A 21452-nucleotide genomic window follows, 5' to 3' on the forward strand; every position below is an offset into this window, starting at 1 on the left:
GTAAAAACCCGTCCCTTCGGGGGCGGGTGTGGTACGGCAGAACCGGAGGACGCGCAACGTGGCGCAGTCCACAGCGGGCCGTCGCGGATCAAGCTGTCGTGGCGGGGGAACGACCGCGACAATGCCACTCAATGGCTTTGTCGTCTTTTCCCGCGGGTCGTTCGTGCCGCTGGGCACGCCCGCTCGTTCTTCACTACGGGCGGTCGGTGCGCCGTCCCGGGTGAGCTGGTCGTAGAAGCACTAACCGATGGGCGAGGGGTTACGCATGACCGACACCGGCCAGATCCCGGGCGAGGGGCTGCCGGAGAACGCAGGCATGGTGGAGCAGCCGGGCGTCCCCGCACCCGGCGCGTACACCTACCTCTCCGAGGCCACCGCCGAGGACGAGGACCTGTTGTTGCTGCCGGGAGCCCAGAGTGCCTGGGGCAACGAGGTCGCGCCGCCGGCGCCGGAGCCGGTCGTCGAGACCGTGCACCAGCCCGGCCCGCACGAGATGTCCGGCCGCGACAGCGGCTCGGTCGACCTCGGTGGCGTCCGGCTGCCCGACCCGGCGCAGGACCCCGCGTCCGCCCCGGTCCCGCCGCGCCGGCCCCTCCACCTCGGTCCGCCGATCCCGGACACCTCCGCGAGCCCGGTGCGCTCACTCGCCGACCGCGGCCCCGCCGACGCGCCGGTACGGCACCCCGCCCCGCCGGCCGCGGGGCCCGAGTACCTCGACGTGCCGCAGGCCGCCGTGCCGACCCCGCAGGCGGCGGCACCCTGGGGAGCGCAACCGGCGGCCGAGGCCCAGGAGGTCCCGGTGAACGCCGGGGCGGGGCATGCGGAAACGGTTGTTCCGGTACCGGAGCAGCAGTCGGCCGAGCCGGTGGGCGCGGCCCAGGCGCTCGTGACCCGGGTGGCCACGGAGGCCGTGGCGGCGACGGGCGGGACGTCCGGGGGTCCCGGCGAGCCCGGCGAACCGCAGGAGGCGCCCGCACCGGAAGAGGCGGCGCCCGCACCGCGGGAGGCGGCGCCGGTCGACGCGGAGCAGGTCACCGGACCCGCGGAGGAAGCCGTACCGGCGGCTGTTCCCGAGCCGGTTCCCGCCGAGCCCGTGACCGAGCCCGTCCAGGCGGCTGAGGACAGCGCGGGGCCCCAGGAGGCCACCGCGGTTGCGGAAGCCCAGGAGGCTCCCGCGCAGTCGGCTCCGGAAGAAGCACCGGCGCAGGCCCCGGCCGAAGTACCGGCGCAGGCCCCGGCCCCGGCAGCGGCACCGCAGGGAGTCGAGGAACTCCCGGTGGCCGACGCCCCGGAGGCGCCCGCGGCACAGGACGCCCCGCCCTCCGAGGCTCCCGCGCCCGAACACGGCGACGTCCAGGTGTCCGACGCGTCCGTGGCCGCCGCGGAGCCCGAGGCGGACACACCCGAGCCGGCCGTGCCCGAGGGCGCCGAGCCCGAGCCGTCCCCGGCTCCGGAGCAGCCCGCTCCGGACCAGGCGGAGCCCGCTCAGCCCGCGCACGCGGAGGTACGGCCCGCCGCGGAAGAGGCACCGCACGCGCTGCCGGACGCCCCGCCCGCGCCGCAGTTCGCCGTCCCCCAGCCGTCCCCGGGACCGGCCCCGGAGCCGGAGGCCGCCCAGGGCCCTCAGTCCCTCATGGACGCCAACATGCCGCAGGAGCAGGAGCAGGAGCAGGAGCAGGAGCAGGAGCAGGAGCAGGAGCAGGAGGAGGAGCAGGCCGCGGCCGTGGCCGACGGCACGGCGGAACCCGTGCCCGCGCAGGCCGCCGTCGCCCCGGCCGCCCCCGTCGCCCAGGAACCGCAGCCCGCCCAGCCCGTGGGCGAGTTCCTGCCCGTCGACGGTGGCCAGGTGCCCACCACGCCGCACCTCGCGCCCACGCCGCCCGAGGCCGTCCTGGTCCCGCCGGAGGCCCCCGCACCGGAGCCCGTCGCCGCGCCCCCGGTGGCCGAGGAGGCCGTCGCCGCGGTACCGGCGCCGCGCGAGGCCGACCCCGAACTCGTCCAGAGCGTCGACGACCTGGACACCCGGGGCGCCAACGAGGACGACCACGTGGCCGAAGCCGCCCAGGCGACCGAGGCGACCGCGGAGGCGGAAGCGCCCGACGCGGAGCCCGCCTCCCAGGAAGCCCCCGCCCCCCAGGAAGCCCCGCACGGGAGCACGACCGAAGCCGCCGCAGCCGCCGAAGCACCGCAGCCCGTAGGCCCGGCGGCCCCCGCCTACGACGACGCGGAGCGCGAGGCCGTCCTGAAGGTCATGCGCGAGCGCCGCGACATCCGCAACGGCTTCCGCGCCGACCCCATCCCGCACGAGGTGCTGCTCCGCGTCCTGGAGGCCGCGCACACCGCGCCGTCCGTCGGCCACTCGCAGCCCTGGGACTTCGTCGTCATCCGCTCGGCCGACACCCGCCGGGCGATGCACGAACTGGCGACGCGTCAGCGCGACGCGTACGCGAAGTCGCTGCCCAAGGGCCGGGCCAAGCAGTTCAAGGAACTGAAGATCGAGGCCATCCTCGACACCCCGGTCAACATCGTCGTCACCGCCGACCCGACCCGCGGCGGCCGCCACACCCTCGGCCGCCACACGCAGCCGCAGATGGCGCCGTACTCCTCCGCGCTCGCCGTCGAGAACCTCTGGCTCGCCGCCCGCGCCGAGGGCCTCGGCGTCGGCTGGGTCAGCTTCTTCGACGAGCGCGAGATGGTGCGCGCCCTCGGCCTGCCCGAGCACCTGGACGTCGTCGCCTACCTGTGCGTCGGGTACGTCGACGAGTTCCCGGACGAGCCCGAGCTGATGCAGGCCGGCTGGTCCAAGCGCCGCCCGCTGTCCTGGGTGGTGCACGAGGAGACGTACGGCCGTCGCGCCCTGCCCGGCGAGGCGCCGCACGACCTGCTCGCCGAGACCGTCGCGCAGATCCGCCCGCTGGACGCCAAGGCGCTCGGCGAGGCGTGGGAACGGCAGAAGCGCATGACCAAGCCCGCAGGGGCGCTCGGCATGCTGGAGATCATCTCCGCCCAGCTGTCCGGACTGTCCCGGCAGTGCCCGCCGCCCATCCCGGAGCCCGCGGCCGTCGCCGTCTTCGCCGGCGACCACGGCGTGCACGCCCAGGGCGTCACACCCTGGCCGCAGGAGGTCACCGCCCAGATGGTGGCCAACTTCCTGGGCGGAGGCGCGGTCTGCAACGCGTTCGCCACCCAGGTCGGCGCCGAGGTGTGCGTCGTGGACGTCGGTGTCGCCACCGACCTGCCAGCGATGCCGGGCCTGCTGCCCCGCAAGGTCCGCGCGGGGACCTCCGACATGACCACAGGCCCCGCGATGACCCGCGAGGAGGCCAAGCAGGCCATCGAGGTCGGCATCGAGACCGCCCGTGACCTGGTGGCGGCCGGCAACAAGGCGCTGCTCACCGGCGAGATGGGCATCGCGAACACCACCGCGTCCGCCGCCCTCATCTCCGTCTTCACCGGCGCCGACCCGGCCGAGGTCACCGGCCGTGGCACCGGCATCAACGACGAGACGCTGGCCCGCAAGACCGAGGTCGTCCGCCGCGCGCTGGAGGTCCACCAGCCGGACCCGGCCGACCCCGTCGGCGTCCTCGCGGCGGTCGGCGGCTTCGAGCACGCGGCCATGGTCGGCCTGCTGCTCGGCGGCGCCTCCCTGCGCACCCCGGTGATCCTGGACGGCGTCAGCGCCGGTGCCGCCGCCCTGGTGGCCCGCGCGATCGCCCCCGAGGTCCTCGCGGCCTGCATCGCCGGTCACCGCAGCGCCGAGCCCGGTCATGTCGCCGCGCTCAACAAGCTGGGCCTGCGTCCGCTGGTCGACCTCGACCTCCGCCTCGGCGAGGGCACCGGGGCGTTGCTCGCCCTGCCCATGGTGCAGAGCACGGCGCGGGCCATGCACGAGGTGGCGACGTTCGACTCGGCGGGCGTCACCGAGAAGTAGCTCTCGCGCGACGCGGGGCCCGGGACCCACGGTGCCGGGCCCCGGGACCACGGTGCCGGGCCCCGCGGCCCCGTGCCCGTAGCCCCGTCCGGCGGGCGTCCATCCACCGGACCAGCGGTCCACCCACCGGACCGCCCGAGCCCCCACCGGCACCCCGCCGTAAAATCCGCACGTCAGCGCCACCGCCGCAAGAGGAGCCGTCCCCTCATGGCCGAACACCCCGCCTACCCCGTAGGCATCCGCCTCGCCGGCCGCCGCGTGGTCGTCCTCGGCGGCGGACAGGTCGCCCAGCGCCGCCTGCCCGCCCTGATCGCGGCCGGCGCCGACATCCGCCTCGTCTCTCCCGAGGCGACCCCGTCCGTCGAGGCCATGGCCGACGCGGGCGAGATCACCTGGGAGCGGCGCCCGTACACGGACGGGGACCTCGCGGACGCCTGGTACGCCCTGATCGCCACCAGCGACACCGCGGCCAACAACGCCGCCTCCGCCGAGGCCGAGCGGCACCGCGTGTGGTGCGTCCGCTCCGACGACGCGGACCTGGCCACCGCCTGGACCCCGGCGACCGGACACAGCGAGGGCGTCACCGTCGCCGTGCTCACCACCGACGCGCGCCACCGCGACCCCCGCCACACCGCCGCAATCAGGGACGCCGTGGTGGAGGGCCTGCGCGACGGCACCCTCGTCGCCCCGCACCGGCGCACCCGCACCCCCGGCGTCGCCCTGGTCGGCGGCGGCCCCGGCGACCCGGACCTGATCACCGTCCGCGGCCGCCGTCTGCTCGCCGAGGCCGACGTCGTCATCGCCGACCGGCTCGGCCCCCGCGACCTGCTCGCCGAACTGCCGCCGCACGTCGAGGTCGTCGACGCGGCCAAGATCCCCTACGGCCGCTTCATGGCCCAGGAGGCCATCAACAACGCGCTCATCGAGCACGCCAAGCAGGGCAAGTCGGTCGTACGGCTGAAGGGCGGCGACCCGTTCGTCTTCGGCCGGGGCATGGAGGAGGCGCAGGCGCTGGCCGAGGCGGGCATCGCGTGCACCGTCGTCCCCGGCATCTCCAGCTCGATCTCGGTCCCCGGCGCGGCCGGCATCCCGGTCACCCACCGCGGCGTCGCCCACGAGTTCACCGTGGTCAGCGGGCACGTCGCCCCCGACGACGAGCGCTCCCTGGTCGACTGGCCGTCCCTGGCCAAGCTCACCGGCACACTCGTGATCCTCATGGGCGTCGACAAGATCGGCAGGATCGCCGACACCCTCGTCGCGCACGGCAGGTCTCCCGACACGCCGGTCGCCCTCGTCCAGGAGGGCACCACGGCCGCCCAGCGCCGGGTGGACGCGACCCTCGCCACTGTCGCCGACACGGTGGTCGCGCAGGAGGTCAGGCCGCCCGCCGTCATCGTCGTCGGCGAGGTCGTCGCCGTCGGCCCGCACGGGACGGTCTGACGTGGCCGACCTCGTCACCCTCGACGACCCCGACGACCCGCGCCTGCACGACTACACCGGCCTGACCGACGTCGAACTGCGGCGCCGCCGCGAGCCCGCCGAGGGTCTGTTCATCGCCGAGGGCGAGAAGGTCATCAGGCGGGCCGGCGAGGCGGGCTACGCGATGCGCTCCATGCTGCTGTCCGCCAAGTGGGTCGACACCATGCGCGACATCATCGACGAGGCCCCCGCGCCCGTGTACGTCGTCGACCCGGCGCTCGCCGAACAGGTCACCGGCTACCACGTGCACCGCGGCGCCCTCGCCTCGATGCAGCGCAAGCCGCTCCCGACCGCGGCCGGCCTCCTGACCACCGCCCGCCGGGTCGTCGTCATGGAGTCCGTCAACGACCACACCAACATCGGGGCGATCTTCCGCTCCGCCGCCGCGCTCGGCATGGACGCGGTCCTGCTCTCCCCGGACTGCGCCGACCCCCTGTACCGGCGCAGCGTCAAGGTCTCGATGGGCGCCGTCTTCTCCGTGCCGTACGCCCGCCTCGACACCTGGCCGGCCGGTCTCGCCACGGTCGGTGAGGCGGGCTTCACGCTCCTCGCGCTCACCCCCGACGAGCGCGCCGAGCCCCTCGACGCGGTCGCCCCGCACCGCATGGACCGGGTGGCGCTCATGCTGGGCGCCGAGGGCAGCGGCCTGTCCCGGCGGGCCCTGGCGGCGTCCGACACCTGGGTCCGCATCCCGATGTCCCACGGTGTCGACTCCCTGAACGTGGGCGCGGCGGCCGCGGTCGCCTTCTACGCGGTGACGGCGGGACGCCCATCGGCGTAGACGTCCGTCAGGGCTCGGCCCTCACACTCCGGAAGTACGCCGCTCCGCGAGACCGCCGGGCACCCTCACACTCCGGAAGTACGCCGCTCCGCGAGGCCGCCGGGCAGGACCGTCCCCTCCCGCTGCACCACCCGCTCCTGCTGCGCCGCGCGCACGCCGCCTCGGTCGTCGCCGAGCCCGCGCGAGGGGCCCTGGCAGCCCTGTGCGGCGGCGATGCCCAGCGCGACCAGCAGCGTCACGACCACGAACACGAACAGGCGCTGCCGCAGCAGTCGCGGATTGGCGGGCCGCCGCCAGCCGGTCCCCGTCGTCCTCGGCCCCGTACGGCCGGCTCCGCTGCGCGGTGCGGACCGGCCGCCGTCGTTGCGGGACGAGTTCCGGCCGGTGGTGTCGCGGGAGGACGGAGTGGGCCGGGACCCGGACCGGGCCCCCGCACCGCCGCCCCGCGACGGTGCGCCACCGCGCGAAGGCGTCCCGCCCCGGGAGGGCGCTCCGCCCCGCGACGGGACGGAACCCCGGGGCGCGGGTCCCCGCGAACCCGACGTGCCGCGCGGCGGGGGAGTGCCCTGCGCACCCGGCCGGCCCTGCGGACGCCGCTGGGCACGCTCCGGGTAGGTGTCGGCGAGCCGCCCCGTGGGCACGTCCGCCTCACCACTGCGCGGCGCGGGCGGCCGTACGTCGGCCATGCCCTGGGCCTCCCGGGCGGCGATCTCCTTGAGCCGCAGCGACAGTTGCAGGGTGCTGGGGCGCTCCTCGGGGTCCTTGGCCAGGCACGCCCGCACCAGCGGGGCGAGCGCGTCCGGGACGCCGTGCAGCTGGGCCTCCTCGTGCACCACGCGGTAGAGCATCACCTCGGAGCTGCCGTGCCCGAAGGGCGAGTCGCCCATCGACGCGTACGCCAGCGTGGCACCGAGCGAGAACACGTCCGTGGCCGGCGTGACCGCGGCACCGCGCACCTGCTCCGGCGCGAGGAACCCGGGGGAGCCGACCGCGGTGCCGACGTGCGTGAGGGTGGAGGCACCGGTGGCCCAGGCGATGCCGAAGTCGATGATCCGCGGCCCCTTCGGGGACAGCAGGATGTTGGACGGCTTCAGGTCCCGGTGCACCACCCCGGCCTCGTGCACGGCGACCAGGCCCTCGGACAGCGCGGCGCCCACGGCCGCGACGTCGGCCGCGCCGAGCGGACCCCCGTCGACGACCTTGTCGTGCAGGGAGGGGCCGGGGACGTACTGCGTGGCGAACCAGGGGCGGTCCGCCTCCAGGTCGGCGGCGACCAGCCGAGCGGTGCAGCCGCCCCTGATGCGCCGGGCCGCCGAGACCTCGCGCGCGAACCGCGACCGGAACTCCTGGTCCTCCGCCAGGTCCGGCCGGATGACCTTCAGCGCGACCCGCTGCCCCTTCTTGTCGGAGCCCAGGTAGACCACGCCCATCCCACCCGCGCCGAGCCGCCTGTGAAGCCTGAACGAGCCGACGACGCGCGGGTCCTCGCGCCTCAGGCGCATCATCGCCATGTTCATCCCCGCTGCCCGGTCCCTGTGACGTGCCACAGCTTACGTTTCCCCGGCCGCCCGCGCGCAGAGGCCGCGCCCTCTCGCGACGACGGATTGTCAGTGCTCGGTGCGAGAGTTGAGGCGGGGTCAGCGAACGCGCGGACGAAGCGGCCACGCCGTGTCCGTGATCCCAACCGGCCGTCGCGACGGGGGGATTGGGCCGGAGGGGAGCGACCGGACGGGGGCGGCCGGCGGTGACGGGCGGAGGGCGGGCGCGTACGGCCTGGTGGCAGGTGGAGCGGGCCCCGGGACGGGGGCGCGGGAGTGCCGGGAGGTGATCGAAGTGAGGGAAGTCACCGGACAGCCCGGAGATACCGGGACACGGTGGGCACCCCGTCCGGGAAGACCCCGAGACCCGGGAGCCGGTCTCCACCCAGGGGAGTACTCGGCAGGTGGTGGCTCATCCTCCGGGAGGCCCGGCATTCGGTACGAGGGCATGACGTCCGGCGATCGCCCGACGCCTAGATTTGAGGTCAAGCGGCGGGTGCAGCACTCGTCCCCCGAGGTCAGACACCCGCCGCTGCAACGAGACAACGAAACGGTCAGGAGAGGGACCATGGCCCAGACGGTTCCGCGGACGCTGGTCCGCACACGGCAAAGCCGCCGTCAAGGCCGTCGCCACCCCGCGGTGGCGACGCTCATGGCCCTGCCCCTGGCGGTCCTGCTCCTCCTCGTCTTCGACGGGTGGGAGACAGTGGCCACACAAGCGTCGTCCGTGGGTGTGGTGCTGGGGCGCTGAGCGGCGACCCCAGGCCCGGAAGAGCGGTCCGGGCGGGGACATCCATCCATGAAACCCCGTGGGGACGGGGGTGCGGCGGACGGCAAAAATGCCGGCGCAGCTGGGGAGCTGCGCCGGCATTGCCTTTCCTCCGTGCCGCATCGGGCGGGCAGCACGGCGACTTTTCACACCTGCGTACCCTCACCCACGTGACCACGGACGCCCTCACCCTCCTCCCCGCCCTGACGGCCCGCGTCAGGGAGACGGCCCACGCCCGCACCCCGACCTGTCCCTGCGGCGCGGCCACCCTCGCCGACCGCCCCGACGCCACCGTCGTCCGGCACGCAGGAACCGTGGCCAAGGCCCACGCCGCGGACGCCGACCGGGCCGAGCTGTCCCTCCGTGTCACGGCGGCCGCCCGGCTCCCCGGCGTGTTCCTGCCCCCACTCACCGCGGCCCCCGTCGACCTGCACGGCCGGCTCGTCACCTACTGGCCCTACGGCACGCCCGTCGACCCGGAGGATCCGGACGCCGCACCGTGGGAGGCCGCGGCGAGGCTCCTCGCCCGCCTGCACCGCACCCCGGCCCCCGCCCCCGTACCCCCCATGCGCGGCCCGGCGAAGGCGGCCCTGGCCGCCGCCCGACTCCGGGCCACCGCCCCCGACCACCCCGCCACCGCACCCGTACTCGCGGCCTGGGCGGCGCTCCCCGCCTGGGCGCGCGGCGAGGCGGCCATGCCGGACCCGACCACCCTCTGCCACGGCGACCTCCACCTCGGCCAGCTCATACGCCACCCCGCCCCCGACGGCCCCTGGCTGCTGATCGACGTCGACGACCTCGGCACCGGCGCCCCGGCCTGGGACCTGGCCCGCCCCGCGGCCTGGTACGCCTGCGGGCTGCTCCCGCCCGAGGAATGGCACCGCTTCCTCACCGCCTACCGCGCCGGCGGCGGGCCCGCAGTCCCCGCCGCCGGCGACCCCTGGCCCGCCCTGGACGTCCCGGCCCGCGCCCTCACCGCGCAGACCGCCGCCCGGGCCGTCTCCAAGGCGGTCCTGGAGGACCGGCCGCTGGACGAGGTGGAGCGTTCCCTCGTCGACGCGTGCGCGCGCATGGCGTCCGTCCGGCCCGCCGCCCCACGGGGTTGAGCCGAAGTTCCCCGCAGTAGGGTGCAACCGACCCGCGGCGGGACAGAGTCTGTCCTGGCGATACGCGAAGCAGGACCGACCGGCGAGGAGTTGAGCCGAGCATGCAGTGCCCCAAGTGCCACGCACCGATGCACACCTACAACCGCAACGGCGTTCAGATCGAGCAGTGCAGCGGTTGCCGCGGCATCTTCCTCGACTACGGCGAGCTGGAGTCGCTGACCCGCCTGGAGGCCCAGTGGTCCCAGCCCGCTCCGCCGGCCCCGCCCGCCGCCCCGCAGGCGTACCCGGCGGCCCAGGCGCCGGCCTGGGGCGCCCCGCAGCACGGCGGCCACGGTCACTACGGCCACCACCGCCAGAAGAGCTTCGGCCGGATGCTCTTCTCCAGCTGATTCCATGACGAAGCCCCCGGCCGCTCGAGGCGGCCGGGGGCTCCGTTCTGTGTGGACGATACTGGGATTGAACCAGTGACCTCTTCCGTGTCAGGGAAGCGCTCTCCCGCTGAGCTAATCGTCCTTGGAGTGGTGCGTCTACTGCGTGCGCGATACTGGGATTGAACCAGTGACCTCTTCCGTGTCAGGGAAGCGCTCTCCCGCTGAGCTAATCGCGCGGGGATCCTTACGGATCGGTGATCCTAGCGGATCAGTGGACGATACTGGGATTGAACCAGTGACCTCTTCCGTGTCAGGGAAGCGCTCTCCCGCTGAGCTAATCGTCCTTGGAGGTGGAGACGGGATTTGAACCCGTGTAGACGGCTTTGCAGGCCGTTGCCTCGCCTCTCGGCCACTCCACCAGGAGTGCAGAAGGCCCGGGAGGCCCCCTGTTCCTGCGAGCGGACGACGAGGCTCGAACTCGCGACCTCAACCTTGGCAAGGTTGCGCTCTACCAACTGAGCTACGTCCGCCTGTCGGTTCGGTCCGCTTGCGCGGCCCGGCGACGTGATGAACTCTAGCGGATTCCGGGGCCAGCACAAAAACGCGTTTGTGCAGCGTGCTGCGGTGCATCCGGTCACGGACCAGGTCAGGGCCCCCGGAAGGACACGTTCGGGTCACCTCGGGGCCACCGGCCTAGACTCGACAGCGTGCTCGACCTCCCTCCCCTCGCCCGCTTCGGCGACCGTCTCGCCACCGGACTCCTCGACGTCACGAGCGATCCCGCCGCCCTCGACTCCGAGGGGTTCTGGGCGGCCTGCGCGGACTTCGAAGGCCGTCTGACCTGCGCACGCTTCGCGGACGTCAGGACCGAGCCGGTGCCCGCGCCCACACCGGGAGCGTGGCGGGGCCCCGCCGTCGGCGACTGGACGTCCTCGCTCGACCGCGGTGCGTACACCGCTGGCGTACGACGCATCCGCGCGCACATAGCCGCGGGCGAGGTCTACCAGGCCAACCTCTGCCGGGTGCTGACGGCGCCGATCGGCCCGGGCGCCGACGTGGACGCGCTCACCGCCCTGCTGGCCCGCGGCAACCCGGCCCCGTACGCCGGAACGATCCGGCTGCCCGGACACGGCGTCGAGATCGCCACCGCCTCGCCCGAGCTGTTCCTGCGTCGAAGCGGCCGGACGGTCGAGTCCGGGCCGATCAAGGGCACCGGCCGGACCGAGGCCGACCTGCTGGAGAAGGACTACGCCGAGAACGTCATGATCGTGGACCTGGTCCGCAACGACCTGGGGCGGGTCTGCGCCACGGGCACCGTCACGGTGCCCGACCTGTGCGCCGTCGAGAAGCACCCGGGTCTGGTCCACCTGGTCTCCGCGGTGCGCGGCGAGCTGTCCGCGGACGCCGGCTGGCCGGAGCTGCTCGACGCCGCCTTTCCGCCCGGGTCCGTCACCGGCGCGCCCAAGTCCAGCGCCCTGCGAATCATCGAGGCGCTGGAGACCGCGCCCCGTGGCCCGTACTGCGGGGGCGTCGGCTGGGTGGACGCCGACCGGGGCACGGGCGAGCTGGCCGTCGGCATCCGCACCTTCTGGATCGACCGGACCGCCGACGGTGGCGCGCGGCTCGGCTTCGGCACCGGCGCCGGCATCACCTGGGGCTCCGACCCGGAGGGCGAGTGGCGGGAGACCGAACTGAAGGCGTCCCGGCTGCTCGCGGTAGCGTCGGGGGTGTACGAGGCGAACGGCACGGGAGAGGCGCTGGCGACGTGAAGATCTGGCTCGACGGCGGGTTGCAGGACATCGGATCCGCCCGCGTTTCCGTCCTCGATCACGGGCTGACCGTGGGCGACGGCATCTTCGAGACCGTGAAGGCGGTGGACGGGAGGCCGTTCGCACTGACCCGGCACCTGGACCGGCTGACCCGCTCGGCCCGCGGCCTCGGCCTGCCCGACCCGGACCTCGACGAGGTGCGCCGTGCCTGTGCCGCCGTCCTCGACGCCAACCCCGTGCCGCTCGGCCGACTGCGCATCACCTACACCGGCGGACACGGGCCCCTCGGCTCCGACCGCGGCGAGCACGGCCCGACCCTCGTCGTCGCCCTCGGCGAGGCCGCCCGCCGCGCCGACTCCACGGCCGTGATCACGGTGCCGTGGACCCGCAACGAGCGCGGCGCGCTCACCGGCCTGAAGACCACCTCCTACGCCGAGAACGTCGTCGCCCTCGCCCGCGCCCGCGAACGGGGCGCCACCGAGGCGCTGTTCGGCAACACGGTCGGGCAGCTGTGCGAGGGCACCGGGTCCAACGTCTTCGTCGTCCTCGACGGCGAGATCCACACCCCGCCGGTAGCCTCCGGCTGCCTCGCCGGCATCACCCGGGCCCTGGCCGTCGAGTGGACCGGGGCCCGTGAGACCGACCTCCCGCTGGACGTCCTGGAACGCGCCGACGAGGTGTTCCTGACCTCGACCCTGCGGGACGTCCAGGCCGTACACCGCGTCGACGACCGCGAACTGCCGGGCGCCCCGGGGCCGGTGACCGCCAAGGCGATGCGCGTCTTCGAGGAGCGGTCCGGGGACGACCTGGACCCGTGACCCTCCGATATTCGGCTGCCGTTGTCGCCCGCGGTGGGTAGAACTGCCGTGATGACCACGACCCTGCGGCCGACCGAGCCGCTCCAGCGCGCAGCCGACGGGACCCGCTCACGCCACTTCCAGGTGTGTGTGAACAGCCGCCCCGTCGGTGTGCTGCACCTCGGTACCTCGTCCTCCCTCGGCGACTCGGTGGCCGTGATCCACAAGCTGCGCGTCGACGAGCCGGACCGCCGGCGCGGCCGGGGCACGGTCGCCGCGCTCGCCGCGGAGGAGGTGGCGCGTGCCTGGGGCTGCCGGCAGATCGAGGCGGGCGTCGACGGCGACGCCGAGGCGGGCACCGGGCTCGCCCAGGCACTCGGCTACGTCCTGCGCAACCGCACCATGACCAAGCCGCTCGGCACCACCCCGCCCGCCCTGCCCGCGGGCAGCGGCGCACGGCCCATGACCCCGGAGGACTTCGCCGCCTGGCAGGCGTACGAGTCGGAGCGGTACGCCCGCACCTGGATGGAGCGGGGCGTGCCCGAGGCCGACGCGTACGCCAAGGCCCGCCGCGATCACGAAGTGCTGCTCCCGCGGGGCCTGGACACCGAGCACATGCTGTTCAGCGTGCTGGAACACGAGGGCGAGCGGGTCGGGATCCTGTGGCTGGCGCTGCGGGAGGACCGGGCGTTCGTCTTCGACGTCGAGGCCGACGCGCCCCACCGCGGCCGGGGCCACGGCCGCACCCTCATGCTGCTGGCCGAGGCGCAGGCGATCACCGCCGGCCGCCCGCTGATCGGCCTCAACGTCTTCGCGGGGAACACCGCGGCCGAGCGGCTCTACGAGTCGCTCGGTTACCGGACCACGCGGTACAGCTACTCCAAGCCGCTCCTGTAGACGACGGGCCGCCGGGAGCGGCCGTTCAGCCCCGCTGCTCGGCGAGCAGCCGGTCCGCGATCTCCTCGATGCGCTCGCGCAGCCCTTCCTGGCTCTTGCCGCCGTCCAGGCACTCGCCGCCGATCACATACGTGGGGGTGCCGGTCACGCCGATCGCCTTGCCCTCGGCCTGGTCGGCGTCGACGATCAGGATGTGCCGGCCGTCGACGAGCGCCGTGTCGAACTCCTCCGCGTCCAGGCCCAGTTCCCGGGCCACCTCGACCAGGACGGGCTCCCCCTTGCGGTCCAGCTCGGGAACCCGGTCCAGGACGGCCTCGGCGTACTCCCAGCCCCGGCCCTGGTCGAACGCCTCCTCGGCGGCCTGCGCGGCGGCGAAGGCGTGCTTGTGCTTCTCCAGCGGGAAGTGCCGCAGCCGTACGTCCAGGCGGTCGCCGTAGCGGGCGCGCAGGGCGCGGAGGTCGTCCAGGGCGGTGTGGCAGTCCGGGCACTGGAGCTCGCACCAGACGTCGAGGACGGGTGCGGCGGGACGGGCGGGGGAGGAGTCGCTCATGCCCCCATCCTCCCAGCCCGAGGTGTGCCGCCCCAACCGGCCTCGTACCGCCCCCACCGGCACCTGCGGAGGAGCCGACCCCTAGATCTCCCTGATCTCGGGCCTCCGGCATGGCCCCGCGGCGGGGGGACGGTGCAGGATGGAAGGGACGAAGTACTTCATGCCCGACCGAGTACTTCATGCCCGACCGAGCCCAGCCCTGGAGGACCGGATGATTGCCGAGACCGTCTGCTCCGCGGTGTCCGCGGCGGGCCTGGGCATCGCGGCGGTCACCGCGTACCGCAAGCGCTTCCTCACCGCTGCCCGTATCGCCGCCTACTCACTGGTCCCGATCGGCCTGGTGATGACCGGAGTCGTCGAGTGGCTCGCCGACACGGCCTTCAGTCCGGTGGCCTGGGCCGGATTCGGAGTGCTCGGCGTGGCCTGGGTGCTCTTCATGACCACACGCGCGGTGGAGCGCCGCCGCGGCGGCACCCGCAAGGAGCGCAAGGAGGCACGGGCCGCGGCACAGCGCGACGCGGTGGCTCCGGGCGCCTCGGCACCCTCCCTGGGGACCGGCTCCCGTCCGGCCGCCGCGCCCGCCGCCAAGCCGGCGAAGGCGTCCCGGGGCGGTGACGACGACTTCAGCGACATCGAGGCCATCCTCAAGAAACACGGCATATGACGGCCGGGGCCCGGGGCTGAAACGACACAGCGGTCCGAGGCCGACAGCGCCCGCTCCGGAATGATCACGATCCGACCGGACATTGCGACATTCAACCAACAGCTGGTCGTAACGGGCGTGTTGATCGCGTGGACCCCGTCCGCTGCGTCATCATCGCGGCGAGATGCCGGACACCACTCAGCTGGATTCCCAGCTGGACACGAGACAGAGCGAAACCGCGCGGGTGCCAGACGAACCACGCGGCTGCCTCTTCGCCCTATCCCAGCCACCGCTCATGATCTTCCTTGCGGTGATCGGGTGTCTGCTGCTCATGGCTTCGTTGCACGATCTGCTGTTGCTGTGAGCCGTACCCGCGCTCCCCGGCGCCACCCGCCGGGGGCCGCGTCGCCGTCCCGGGGCCTGTCCGGCGGATCAGGTCCCGCCCAGGGGGACAGGACTCAGCCCGCCGCCTCCTTGCGCCGGGCCCGGTAGGCGGCCACGTGCAGGCGGTTTCCGCAGGTGCGGCTGTCGCAGTACCGCCGCGAGCGGTTCCGGGAGAGGTCGACGAAGGCGCGCCGGCAGTCGGGGGCCTCGCACCGCCGCAGCCGCTCCTGCTCCCCGGCCACCACGAAGAACGCCAGCGCCATCCCGCAGTCCGCGGTGAGGTGGTCTGCGACGGACGCGCCGGGCGCGAAGTAGTGGATGTGCCAGTCGTACCCGTCGTGGTCGGTGAGCCGGGGCGTGGTGCCGGCGGCCGCGACCAGGTCGTTGATCAGTCCCGCGGCGGTCCGGGCGTCGGGAGCGGCGAAGACCGCCGCGAACCGTCCGCGGATGCCCCGCACCGCCGAGAGGTCGAGGTCCGTGAGCACGCCGACGTCGCTGATTTCGTGCGTTCCCACGAATTGCTGGAGGGCCGCGACGTCCGACAGCCCGTCCGGAGCCGATTCGTCCTCCGGCACGGTGTTCACCAGATCCACCACGGTGTCGAGCGCGCACCGGGTGTCGTGGGTGATCAGCACGTTTCGCTCCCTGGCCTGGGGGTCGGGCGGGCGCCCGCCGATGCTGGCCGATGGTAGTGGCTGGCGCGGCGGGCGAACCGGCCGAGATCCGGTCCCGGTCGTCGATTGCCCCGAAGACTGCCCCTTTCAACGGCGACCGGCCCGCCTTGGTTCCCCGGCGCCGCACACGCAGCGGCGCCGCCCCCGCGGAGATCCGCGGCGACGACGCCGTCGTGTGCCGTATGCGGTTGTCCGGGCCCGTGCCGTCACCCCGAGTCGACGGCGACGGGCGGCTTCACGCGGGGCCCCGCCCTAGCTTTCCGCCAGGATGTGCGAGAGCTCCTGATCGAGGTCGAAGTGCCGGTGTTCCGTACCGGGGGGCACGGCGGCGTCTGTGCGCTTCAGGAAGGACTCCAGGGCCCGCGCCGGGGCCTCGAGCAGCGCTTCGCCCTCCGGGGAGCTGAGAGCGATGCACACGACGCCCTGGCCGTGACTGCGGGACGGCCAGACACGGACGTCGCCGGTGCCTGTGGGGCGGTGGAGACCTTCGGCGAGGAGGTCGCGGGCGAACACCCACTCGACGGTCTCCTCGGCTCCGGTGTGGAAGGTGGCGTGCACGGCGTAGGGGTCGGCCGTGTCGTACCGCAGGCCTGCGGGGACAGGCAGGGAGGACTCGCTCGACACAACGAGGCGCAGGTGCAGCTCGCAGCTGACCGTGGTGTTCATAAGCGCCAGGGCCTTTCGCTCAGTGTGCGCTCGGGGATTCGCACGTCGGCGAAATCGACATGCCACCTACGGTGCCGTTGTAAACCCCTCTGAGTGTTTTGCGTGTGTTTACGTAACTCTTCCGGCCGAGAGATCGTTCGGGTCGTACGCCCATTCCGGTGACAGGTTTCGCTCCGGTAGTGTTTGGCCGTATGAACACGGGGAGTAACAAGCCCGGCGAGGCGGCCGTGGCGGCAGACCGTACGGGGACGGACGAGGTCACGGCCGAGCGCGCGCTCGGTTCGCGGGCGCCGGAATTCATCAGGGCGCGCCGTGCGCTGCACCTGAGCTGGCAGGTCGGCGTCTTCATCGTCGGCCTCGCGGTCGTGGTGGCCGGCATCATCATGCTGCCGCTGCCCGGACCGGGCTGGGTGGTGATCTTCGGCGGCATGGCGATCTGGGCGACCGAGTTCGTCTGGGCCCAGCTGGTGCTGCGCTGGACCAAGCGCAAGGTCACCGAGGCGGCGCAGCGTGCCCTCGACCCGAAGGTGCGGCGCCGGAACATCATCCTGACCTCGATCGGCGTGGTGATCATCGCCGTGCTGGCCGGGATCTACCTGTGGAAGTTCGGCCTCGAGATGCCCTGGAAGATCAAGGACCAGTGAGCGCCCGCGGGGGTGCGCCCGACCGCCCGAGGGGTTGCGCCGTCGCGGCCCCCGTTGGTCACCGGCGCCTGTGACATGGGGTAATGTTCTTCCTGCGTCCGGGCGATTAGCTCAGTGGGAGAGCGCTTCGTTCACACCGAAGAGGTCACTGGTTCGAACCCAGTATCGCCCACCGGATCATCAGGCGGCCCGGCTCACGATCGTGAGCCGGGCCGCCTTCGTGTGCGGTCCGTCCCGGCGTCCGGGCATTCCGCTTCCGCTCGCCTTCACTCAACCGTGACCTTCACCGCCGGGGTGCTCCGCGACGTCGCCGGCGTTCGGCCGGTCGATCGCGCCGCGCCGACCTGTGGATTCTCGCAGTCGCGCAACGGTGCGTCCGGGAGAGGTGTCCCGGGGGCGGTCGCGGCCGCTCCCATGAATTCCTGTCCGAATCATTGACGCGCCCCTGGGCCCTTCGTACCTTGTGCCAGCAAGCGCTTACTTGAAACGATTCATGTGGCGGACTCGACGTCGCGGGGAGGCTCTTATGCAGCAGGGCGGGAATGCGGAGCGGCAGGCCGGGAGGCGCACGATCCTCAAGGCGGCGGGGGCCTCGCTGGCCGTCGCGGGGCTGGGTGCCACGGCCACCGCCTGCGGCGGCGGCACCGGCTCGGGGGACGGAACGGTGACGATCCGTTACTCCTGGTGGGGTGCCGAGGATCGGGCGGAACGCATCAACAAGACCGTCGCGCTCTTCGAGAAGAAGTATCCGAAGATCAAGGTCAAGACCGACTTCCAGCCGTATACGGACTTCTGGAAGAAGTTCAACACCCAGGCGTCCGGCGGCAATCCACCGGATGTCTTCCAGAATGCCATCGGATTTCTCCGCAAATACGACGCCAAGAATGTCCTGCTGGATCTGAGCGGACAGGTCGAGGCGGGAAACCTCTCCATGGACGGATTCCGCGCGGGGCTGGAGAAGTTCGGCGAGATCGACGGCAAACTCCTCGGTGTGCCCGTCGGTTCCAACTCGATGGCCCTGGTCATCGACAAGCCCGTCTACACCCGGGCCGGGAACAAGCCCGAACAGGGCTGGACGTGGGACGACTTCGACGCGGCGATGACGAAGGTCCGCGACAAGACCGGCCGGGCCGGGGACAGCGGCATGTACGGCGTCATGTACCTCTACGACCTGTACCTGCGTCAGAACGGCAAGGCGTTCTTCACCGAGGACGGACTCGGCTTCACCGAGGCGGACCTGACCGCCTGGTGGACCAAGGCGGAGAAGGGCGTGAAGTCCGGCCTGTACGCCGACCCCAAGAAGGTCGCCCAGATCAAGCCCAAGTCGGCCCTCTCCGCGGAACTCGCCGGCAGCGAGTTCACCTGGGACAACTTCACCGTCCGCTACACCTCCGAGGGCAAGAGCGAGTACGGACTCGCGCCGATCCCCACCACGGACGGCAAGCGGACCGGCCAGTACCTCGGCTCCCTGATGCTCAGCGCCTACAAGCGCACCGAGCACCCCAAGGAGGTCGCCCAGTTCATCGACTTCATGGTCCACGACCCCGAGGTCGCCAAGATCATGGGCTACGACCGGGGCGTGCCCACCACGCAGGCCCAGTACGACGCCTACCGGCCGACCGACCCGGTCAACAAGGCCATCGCCGCCTACGAGGAGTCGCTCGTCGAGGCCGGCGTCCTGGAGCAGATCACCCCGCACCCGAACGGGGCCGACATCTGCGAGGCCGCGTTCCTGCGCATCGCCGAGGAGATGGCGCTCGGCTCGCGGTCCGTCGAAGCGGCCGTCGAGCAGTTCTTCACCGAGTCGAAGACGGCTCTTGCCGGCTGATGGGAAGCGCCGTGACACACGCCCCCGCGCTGGACGGCCGGGCGGACCCGGAGCCGCGGCACGGTCCGGCGAAGGCCCCGCGCCCCGCCGGACCGAAGCAGCGCAGGCGCCGGGAGAACCTGGCCGGATACCTCTTCATGTCCCCCTGGATCGCCGGGTTCCTGCTGCTGACGGCGGGCCCGATGGTCGCCTCGCTCTACTTCGCGTTCACCGACTACAACCTGTTCGACGCACCCCGGTGGATCGGCCTGGACAACTTCTCCGAGATGTTCGGCGACCCGCGCTGGCGCCACTCGGTCAGGATCACCCTCTGGTACGTCGTGGTCGGCACGCCGATCAAGCTGATCGCGGCGCTCGGCGTCGCGCTGCTGCTGGCCCAGAAGCGGCGCGGGCAGGCCTTCTACCGGGCCGCGTTCTACGCCCCCTCACTGATCGGCGCGAGCGTGTCCATCGCCATCGTGTGGAAGGCGATCTTCTCGGACGACGCGGTCGTCGACCGTACGCAGCAGCTCTTCGGGATCGACGCCGGCGGCTGGACCGGAGACCCGGAACTGATCATCTACAGCCTGGTGGCGCTCACCGTCTGGCAGTTCGGCGCCCCGATGGTCATCTTCCTGGCCGGTCTGAAACAGGTGCCGCGCGAGCTGTACGAGGCGGCCGACGTGGACGGCGCGGGGAAGCTCCGGCAGTTCTGGAACATCACCCTGCCGATGATCTCCCCGGTCCTCTTCTTCAACGTCCTGCTGGAGACCATCCACTCCTTCCAGATCTTCAGCTCGGCCTACATCGTGGGCGGCGGCGCCGGAGGCAACGCCTGCGGCCCGGCGGACGGCACGATGGTCTACACCTGCTACCTGTACGTCCAGGGCTTCGAGAACAGCCGCATGGGCCTGGCCTCCGCCATGGCGTGGATGCTGCTGGTCGCGGTCGCCCTGGTCACCGCGGTGCTGTTCTGGTCCCAGAAGCGCTGGGTGCACTACGAGGAGGGCGGCCGATGAGCGCGCAGGCCACCGATGTCACTCCGGCCACCGAAGCCCCACCGCCCCCGTCCACCAAGGCGGCCGCGCTCCGGCGCCGACTGCCCGGATCACTCGCCTGGCACCTCGGGTCGCTGGCGCTCCTCGCCGTCATCCTCTACCCGGTGCTCTGGGTGATCGGCGGCTCGTTCAAGGAGAGCGGCGACATCGTCGGCAGCCTGGACCTCTTCCCGGGCGATCCGATCACGGACAACTACACGAGCCTCGCCGACGGCATCGCGGACATCTCGATCTCCACGTTCTTCCTCAACTCGCTCTTCCTCGCCGTCGGTTCGGTGATCGGCATCGTGGTGTCCTGCTCGCTGACGGCGTACGCCTTCGCGAAGATCAGGTTCGCCGGCCGCAACCTGCTGTTCACGCTGATGATCGGCACGCTGCTGCTGCCGTACCACGTCCTGCTGATCCCGCAGTACGTGCTCTTCCGCAACCTGGACATGATCAACACGTACACCCCGCTCCTGCTGGGCAAGTATCTGGCCACCGAGGCGTTCTTCGTCTTCCTGATGGTGCAGTTCATGCGCAATCTGCCCAGGGAGCTGGACGAGGCCGCCCGGCTCGACGGCTGCGGGCACTTCCGCATCTACTGGTCGATCGTGCTGCCGCTGTGCCGACCGGCGCTGATCACCAGCGCGATCTTCACCTTCATCAACTCCTGGAACGACTTCATGGGCCCGCTGATCTACCTCAACGAGCCCGGCAAGTACACGATCTCCCTCGGCCTGAAGATGTTCGTGGACCAGGAGGGCCTGGCGAACTACGGCGGCATGATCGCCATGTCGCTGGTCGCCCTGCTGCCCGTCCTCGCCTTCTTCCTGGCCTTCCAGCGCTATCTGATCGACGGCATGGCGACGTCCGGCCTGAAGGGCTGAGGTGGGACTGCGATGACCGAAGCGCGTGCCAAGGCCCGCCCGGGGCCGGGGGAGTCCCGGTTCGCCCAGGGCTTCGCCCTGTTCGCCGAGTGCCTGCTGACCGGCGTGTGGATCGCGGTGGCGGCGCTGGGGCTGGTCACCTACCCCGCCGCCTTCGCGGCCGGAACGCGGCACCTCGGGCGCCGGCTGGCCCACGAGCGCGGCGGCTGGCGGGAGTTCGTCGCCGACTTCCGGGCGGCGGTGCGCCGCGGGTGGCTCGTCGGCGTCGCCGGCTGGGCCGCCCTGGCGGTGGTGTGGGTGGACGTGCGGGCCGTACGGGACGGCCTGCCCGGCGGCCCGCTGGTCGGCGCCGTCGGCGTCCTCGCCCTCATCGGCGCGGCCGTCGCGGGACTGCGCGCGGCGGCGGCCTGGCACCCCGGCGCCTCCTGGCGGACGCTGCTCGCGGGAGCGGGCCGTCGCACCGTGCTCGACCCCGCAGGTTCCTTCCTCCTCGTCGGCGGACTGGCCGTCGTGGTCTGCTCCGCCTGGTTCAGCGCGCCGCTGGCCGTCGCCGTCCTGGGCGCCGTCGCCGCGGCGGCCGTCGCGGTGGAGGAGCGCCACCGGCGCCGTTGATCCCGGGGCGGCCCCGTGCCGGAGCGGCCGCCCCCCCGTACCCGAGGTCGGTGCTCCGACGCCGCACCTCTCCCTGTCATGCCCTTGACACCTCTGCACGCCCGCAA

At 72.8% G+C, this 21452-nt stretch carries 20 protein-coding genes and 6 tRNA genes; 17 read left to right on the forward strand and 9 right to left on the reverse strand.

Annotated features, from left to right (window positions below; genetic code table 11):
- Positions 1–265: 265 nt before the first annotated feature.
- The 3 genes from cobT (at position 266) to IE258_RS24405 (ending at position 6191) form a co-directional block, all read left to right on the forward strand.
- Positions 266–3931: a nicotinate-nucleotide--dimethylbenzimidazole phosphoribosyltransferase gene (gene cobT / locus IE258_RS24395; protein WP_189746767.1), complete on the forward strand. Its 3666-nt coding sequence runs from the start codon at positions 266–268 to the stop codon at positions 3929–3931.
- A 207-nt stretch (positions 3932–4138) separates the two neighbouring features.
- On the forward strand, positions 4139–5371 hold the full coding sequence (gene cobA, locus IE258_RS24400) for a uroporphyrinogen-III C-methyltransferase (protein WP_189746769.1): 1233 nt from the start codon (positions 4139–4141) through the stop codon (positions 5369–5371).
- A 1-nt stretch (position 5372) separates the two neighbouring features.
- Positions 5373–6191, forward strand: coding sequence for a TrmH family RNA methyltransferase (locus IE258_RS24405; RefSeq protein ID WP_189746771.1), 819 nt, complete (start codon positions 5373–5375; stop codon positions 6189–6191).
- Between the two features lie 65 nt (positions 6192–6256).
- Here the strand turns inward: IE258_RS24405 and IE258_RS24410 are convergent, their stop codons facing one another.
- Positions 6257–7708 (reverse strand): serine/threonine-protein kinase, encoded by a 1452-nt coding sequence (locus IE258_RS24410; RefSeq protein WP_189747019.1) that lies wholly within the window; start codon positions 7706–7708, stop codon positions 6257–6259.
- Between the two features lie 589 nt (positions 7709–8297).
- Here IE258_RS24410 and IE258_RS24415 point away from each other — a divergent pair.
- From IE258_RS24415 to IE258_RS24425, 3 genes are all read left to right on the forward strand, one after another.
- Positions 8298–8480, forward strand: coding sequence for a hypothetical protein (locus tag IE258_RS24415; protein ID WP_052837821.1), 183 nt, complete (start codon positions 8298–8300; stop codon positions 8478–8480).
- Between the two features lie 188 nt (positions 8481–8668).
- Positions 8669–9604 (forward strand): phosphotransferase, encoded by a 936-nt coding sequence (locus IE258_RS24420; RefSeq protein WP_189746773.1) that lies wholly within the window; start codon positions 8669–8671, stop codon positions 9602–9604.
- A 101-nt stretch (positions 9605–9705) separates the two neighbouring features.
- Entirely contained in the window at positions 9706–9993 is a 288-nt protein-coding gene (locus IE258_RS24425) for a TFIIB-type zinc ribbon-containing protein (RefSeq protein ID WP_087810305.1), read from the forward strand.
- Positions 9994–10045: 52 nt separating this feature from the next.
- Here the strand turns inward: IE258_RS24425 and IE258_RS24430 are convergent.
- The 5 genes from IE258_RS24430 to IE258_RS24450 all read right to left on the reverse strand — a co-directional run bounded on the left by IE258_RS24430 (position 10046) and on the right by IE258_RS24450 (position 10505).
- Positions 10046–10117, reverse strand: a tRNA-Val gene (locus IE258_RS24430).
- 22 nt (positions 10118–10139) lie between these two features.
- Positions 10140–10211, reverse strand: a tRNA-Val gene (locus tag IE258_RS24435).
- A 36-nt stretch (positions 10212–10247) separates the two neighbouring features.
- Positions 10248–10319: transfer RNA gene (locus IE258_RS24440), tRNA-Val, on the reverse strand.
- A gap of 1 nt (position 10320) precedes the next feature.
- Positions 10321–10394 (reverse strand) — tRNA-Cys (locus IE258_RS24445).
- Between the two features lie 38 nt (positions 10395–10432).
- Positions 10433–10505: transfer RNA gene (locus IE258_RS24450), tRNA-Gly, on the reverse strand.
- A 177-nt stretch (positions 10506–10682) separates the two neighbouring features.
- Between IE258_RS24450 and IE258_RS24455 the strand changes: the two genes are divergently transcribed.
- From IE258_RS24455 to IE258_RS24465, 3 genes are read left to right on the forward strand one after another with little or no spacing between them, the layout of a single operon-like run.
- Complete coding sequence (locus IE258_RS24455; RefSeq protein WP_189746775.1) at positions 10683–11744, forward strand: chorismate-binding protein; 1062 nt, start codon at positions 10683–10685, stop codon at positions 11742–11744.
- Positions 11741–12562 carry an aminotransferase class IV gene (locus tag IE258_RS24460; protein ID WP_189746777.1) on the forward strand — a complete coding sequence of 274 codons (822 nt, stop codon included), beginning with the start codon at positions 11741–11743 and terminating at the stop codon, positions 12560–12562. Before IE258_RS24455 ends, IE258_RS24460 begins: the two co-directional genes overlap by 4 nt.
- 51 nt (positions 12563–12613) lie before the next feature.
- Positions 12614–13438: a GNAT family N-acetyltransferase gene (locus IE258_RS24465; protein WP_189746779.1), complete on the forward strand. Its 825-nt coding sequence runs from the start codon at positions 12614–12616 to the stop codon at positions 13436–13438.
- Between the two features lie 25 nt (positions 13439–13463).
- On the opposite strand, the gene IE258_RS24470 is transcribed toward IE258_RS24465, so the two are convergent.
- Positions 13464–13988: a DsbA family protein gene (locus tag IE258_RS24470; protein ID WP_189746781.1), complete on the reverse strand. Its 525-nt coding sequence runs from the start codon at positions 13986–13988 to the stop codon at positions 13464–13466.
- 211 nt (positions 13989–14199) lie between these two features.
- Here IE258_RS24470 and IE258_RS24475 point away from each other — a divergent pair, with 211 nt between their 5' ends.
- Both IE258_RS24475 and IE258_RS24480 read left to right on the forward strand, forming a co-directional pair.
- Positions 14200–14652, forward strand: coding sequence for a hypothetical protein (locus IE258_RS24475; RefSeq protein ID WP_189746783.1), 453 nt, complete (start codon positions 14200–14202; stop codon positions 14650–14652).
- 163 nt (positions 14653–14815) lie between these two features.
- Positions 14816–14995: a hypothetical protein gene (locus IE258_RS24480; protein ID WP_087810311.1), complete on the forward strand. Its 180-nt coding sequence runs from the start codon at positions 14816–14818 to the stop codon at positions 14993–14995.
- 94 nt (positions 14996–15089) lie between these two features.
- On the opposite strand, the gene IE258_RS24485 is transcribed toward IE258_RS24480, so the two are convergent.
- Together IE258_RS24485 and IE258_RS24490 are read right to left on the reverse strand one after the other, a co-directional pair.
- A complete protein-coding gene (locus IE258_RS24485) occupies positions 15090–15650 on the reverse strand; it encodes a CGNR zinc finger domain-containing protein (RefSeq protein ID WP_189746785.1) in 561 nt (186 codons plus the stop codon).
- A gap of 291 nt (positions 15651–15941) precedes the next feature.
- Complete coding sequence (locus IE258_RS24490; RefSeq protein WP_004002642.1) at positions 15942–16355, reverse strand: SsgA family sporulation/cell division regulator; 414 nt, start codon at positions 16353–16355, stop codon at positions 15942–15944.
- A 191-nt stretch (positions 16356–16546) separates the two neighbouring features.
- Here IE258_RS24490 and IE258_RS24495 point away from each other — a divergent pair, with 191 nt between their 5' ends.
- The 6 genes from IE258_RS24495 (at position 16547) to IE258_RS24520 (ending at position 21345) form a co-directional block, all read left to right on the forward strand.
- Complete coding sequence (locus IE258_RS24495; protein ID WP_189746787.1) at positions 16547–16999, forward strand: TIGR02611 family protein; 453 nt, start codon at positions 16547–16549, stop codon at positions 16997–16999.
- Positions 17000–17099: 100 nt separating this feature from the next.
- Positions 17100–17171, forward strand: a tRNA-Val gene (locus tag IE258_RS24500).
- Positions 17172–17525: 354 nt separating this feature from the next.
- Entirely contained in the window at positions 17526–18827 is a 1302-nt protein-coding gene (locus IE258_RS24505; protein ID WP_189746789.1) for an ABC transporter substrate-binding protein, read from the forward strand.
- Positions 18827–19825, forward strand: a complete 999-nt coding sequence (locus IE258_RS24510) for a carbohydrate ABC transporter permease (protein WP_189746791.1) — start codon at positions 18827–18829, stop codon at positions 19823–19825. The genes IE258_RS24505 and IE258_RS24510 overlap by 1 nt, the downstream gene beginning before the upstream one ends.
- Positions 19822–20733: a carbohydrate ABC transporter permease gene (locus tag IE258_RS24515; RefSeq protein ID WP_189746793.1), complete on the forward strand. Its 912-nt coding sequence runs from the start codon at positions 19822–19824 to the stop codon at positions 20731–20733. The genes IE258_RS24510 and IE258_RS24515 overlap by 4 nt, the downstream gene beginning before the upstream one ends.
- Before the next feature lie 12 nt (positions 20734–20745).
- Positions 20746–21345: a hypothetical protein gene (locus IE258_RS24520; RefSeq protein ID WP_189746796.1), complete on the forward strand. Its 600-nt coding sequence runs from the start codon at positions 20746–20748 to the stop codon at positions 21343–21345.
- The last annotated feature ends 107 nt before the right edge of the window (positions 21346–21452 follow it).

Origin of the sequence: Streptomyces tendae, from assembly GCF_014650435.1 — a bacterium.
In the GTDB taxonomy this organism is placed as follows: Bacteria; Actinomycetota; Actinomycetes; order Streptomycetales; family Streptomycetaceae; genus Streptomyces; species Streptomyces tendae.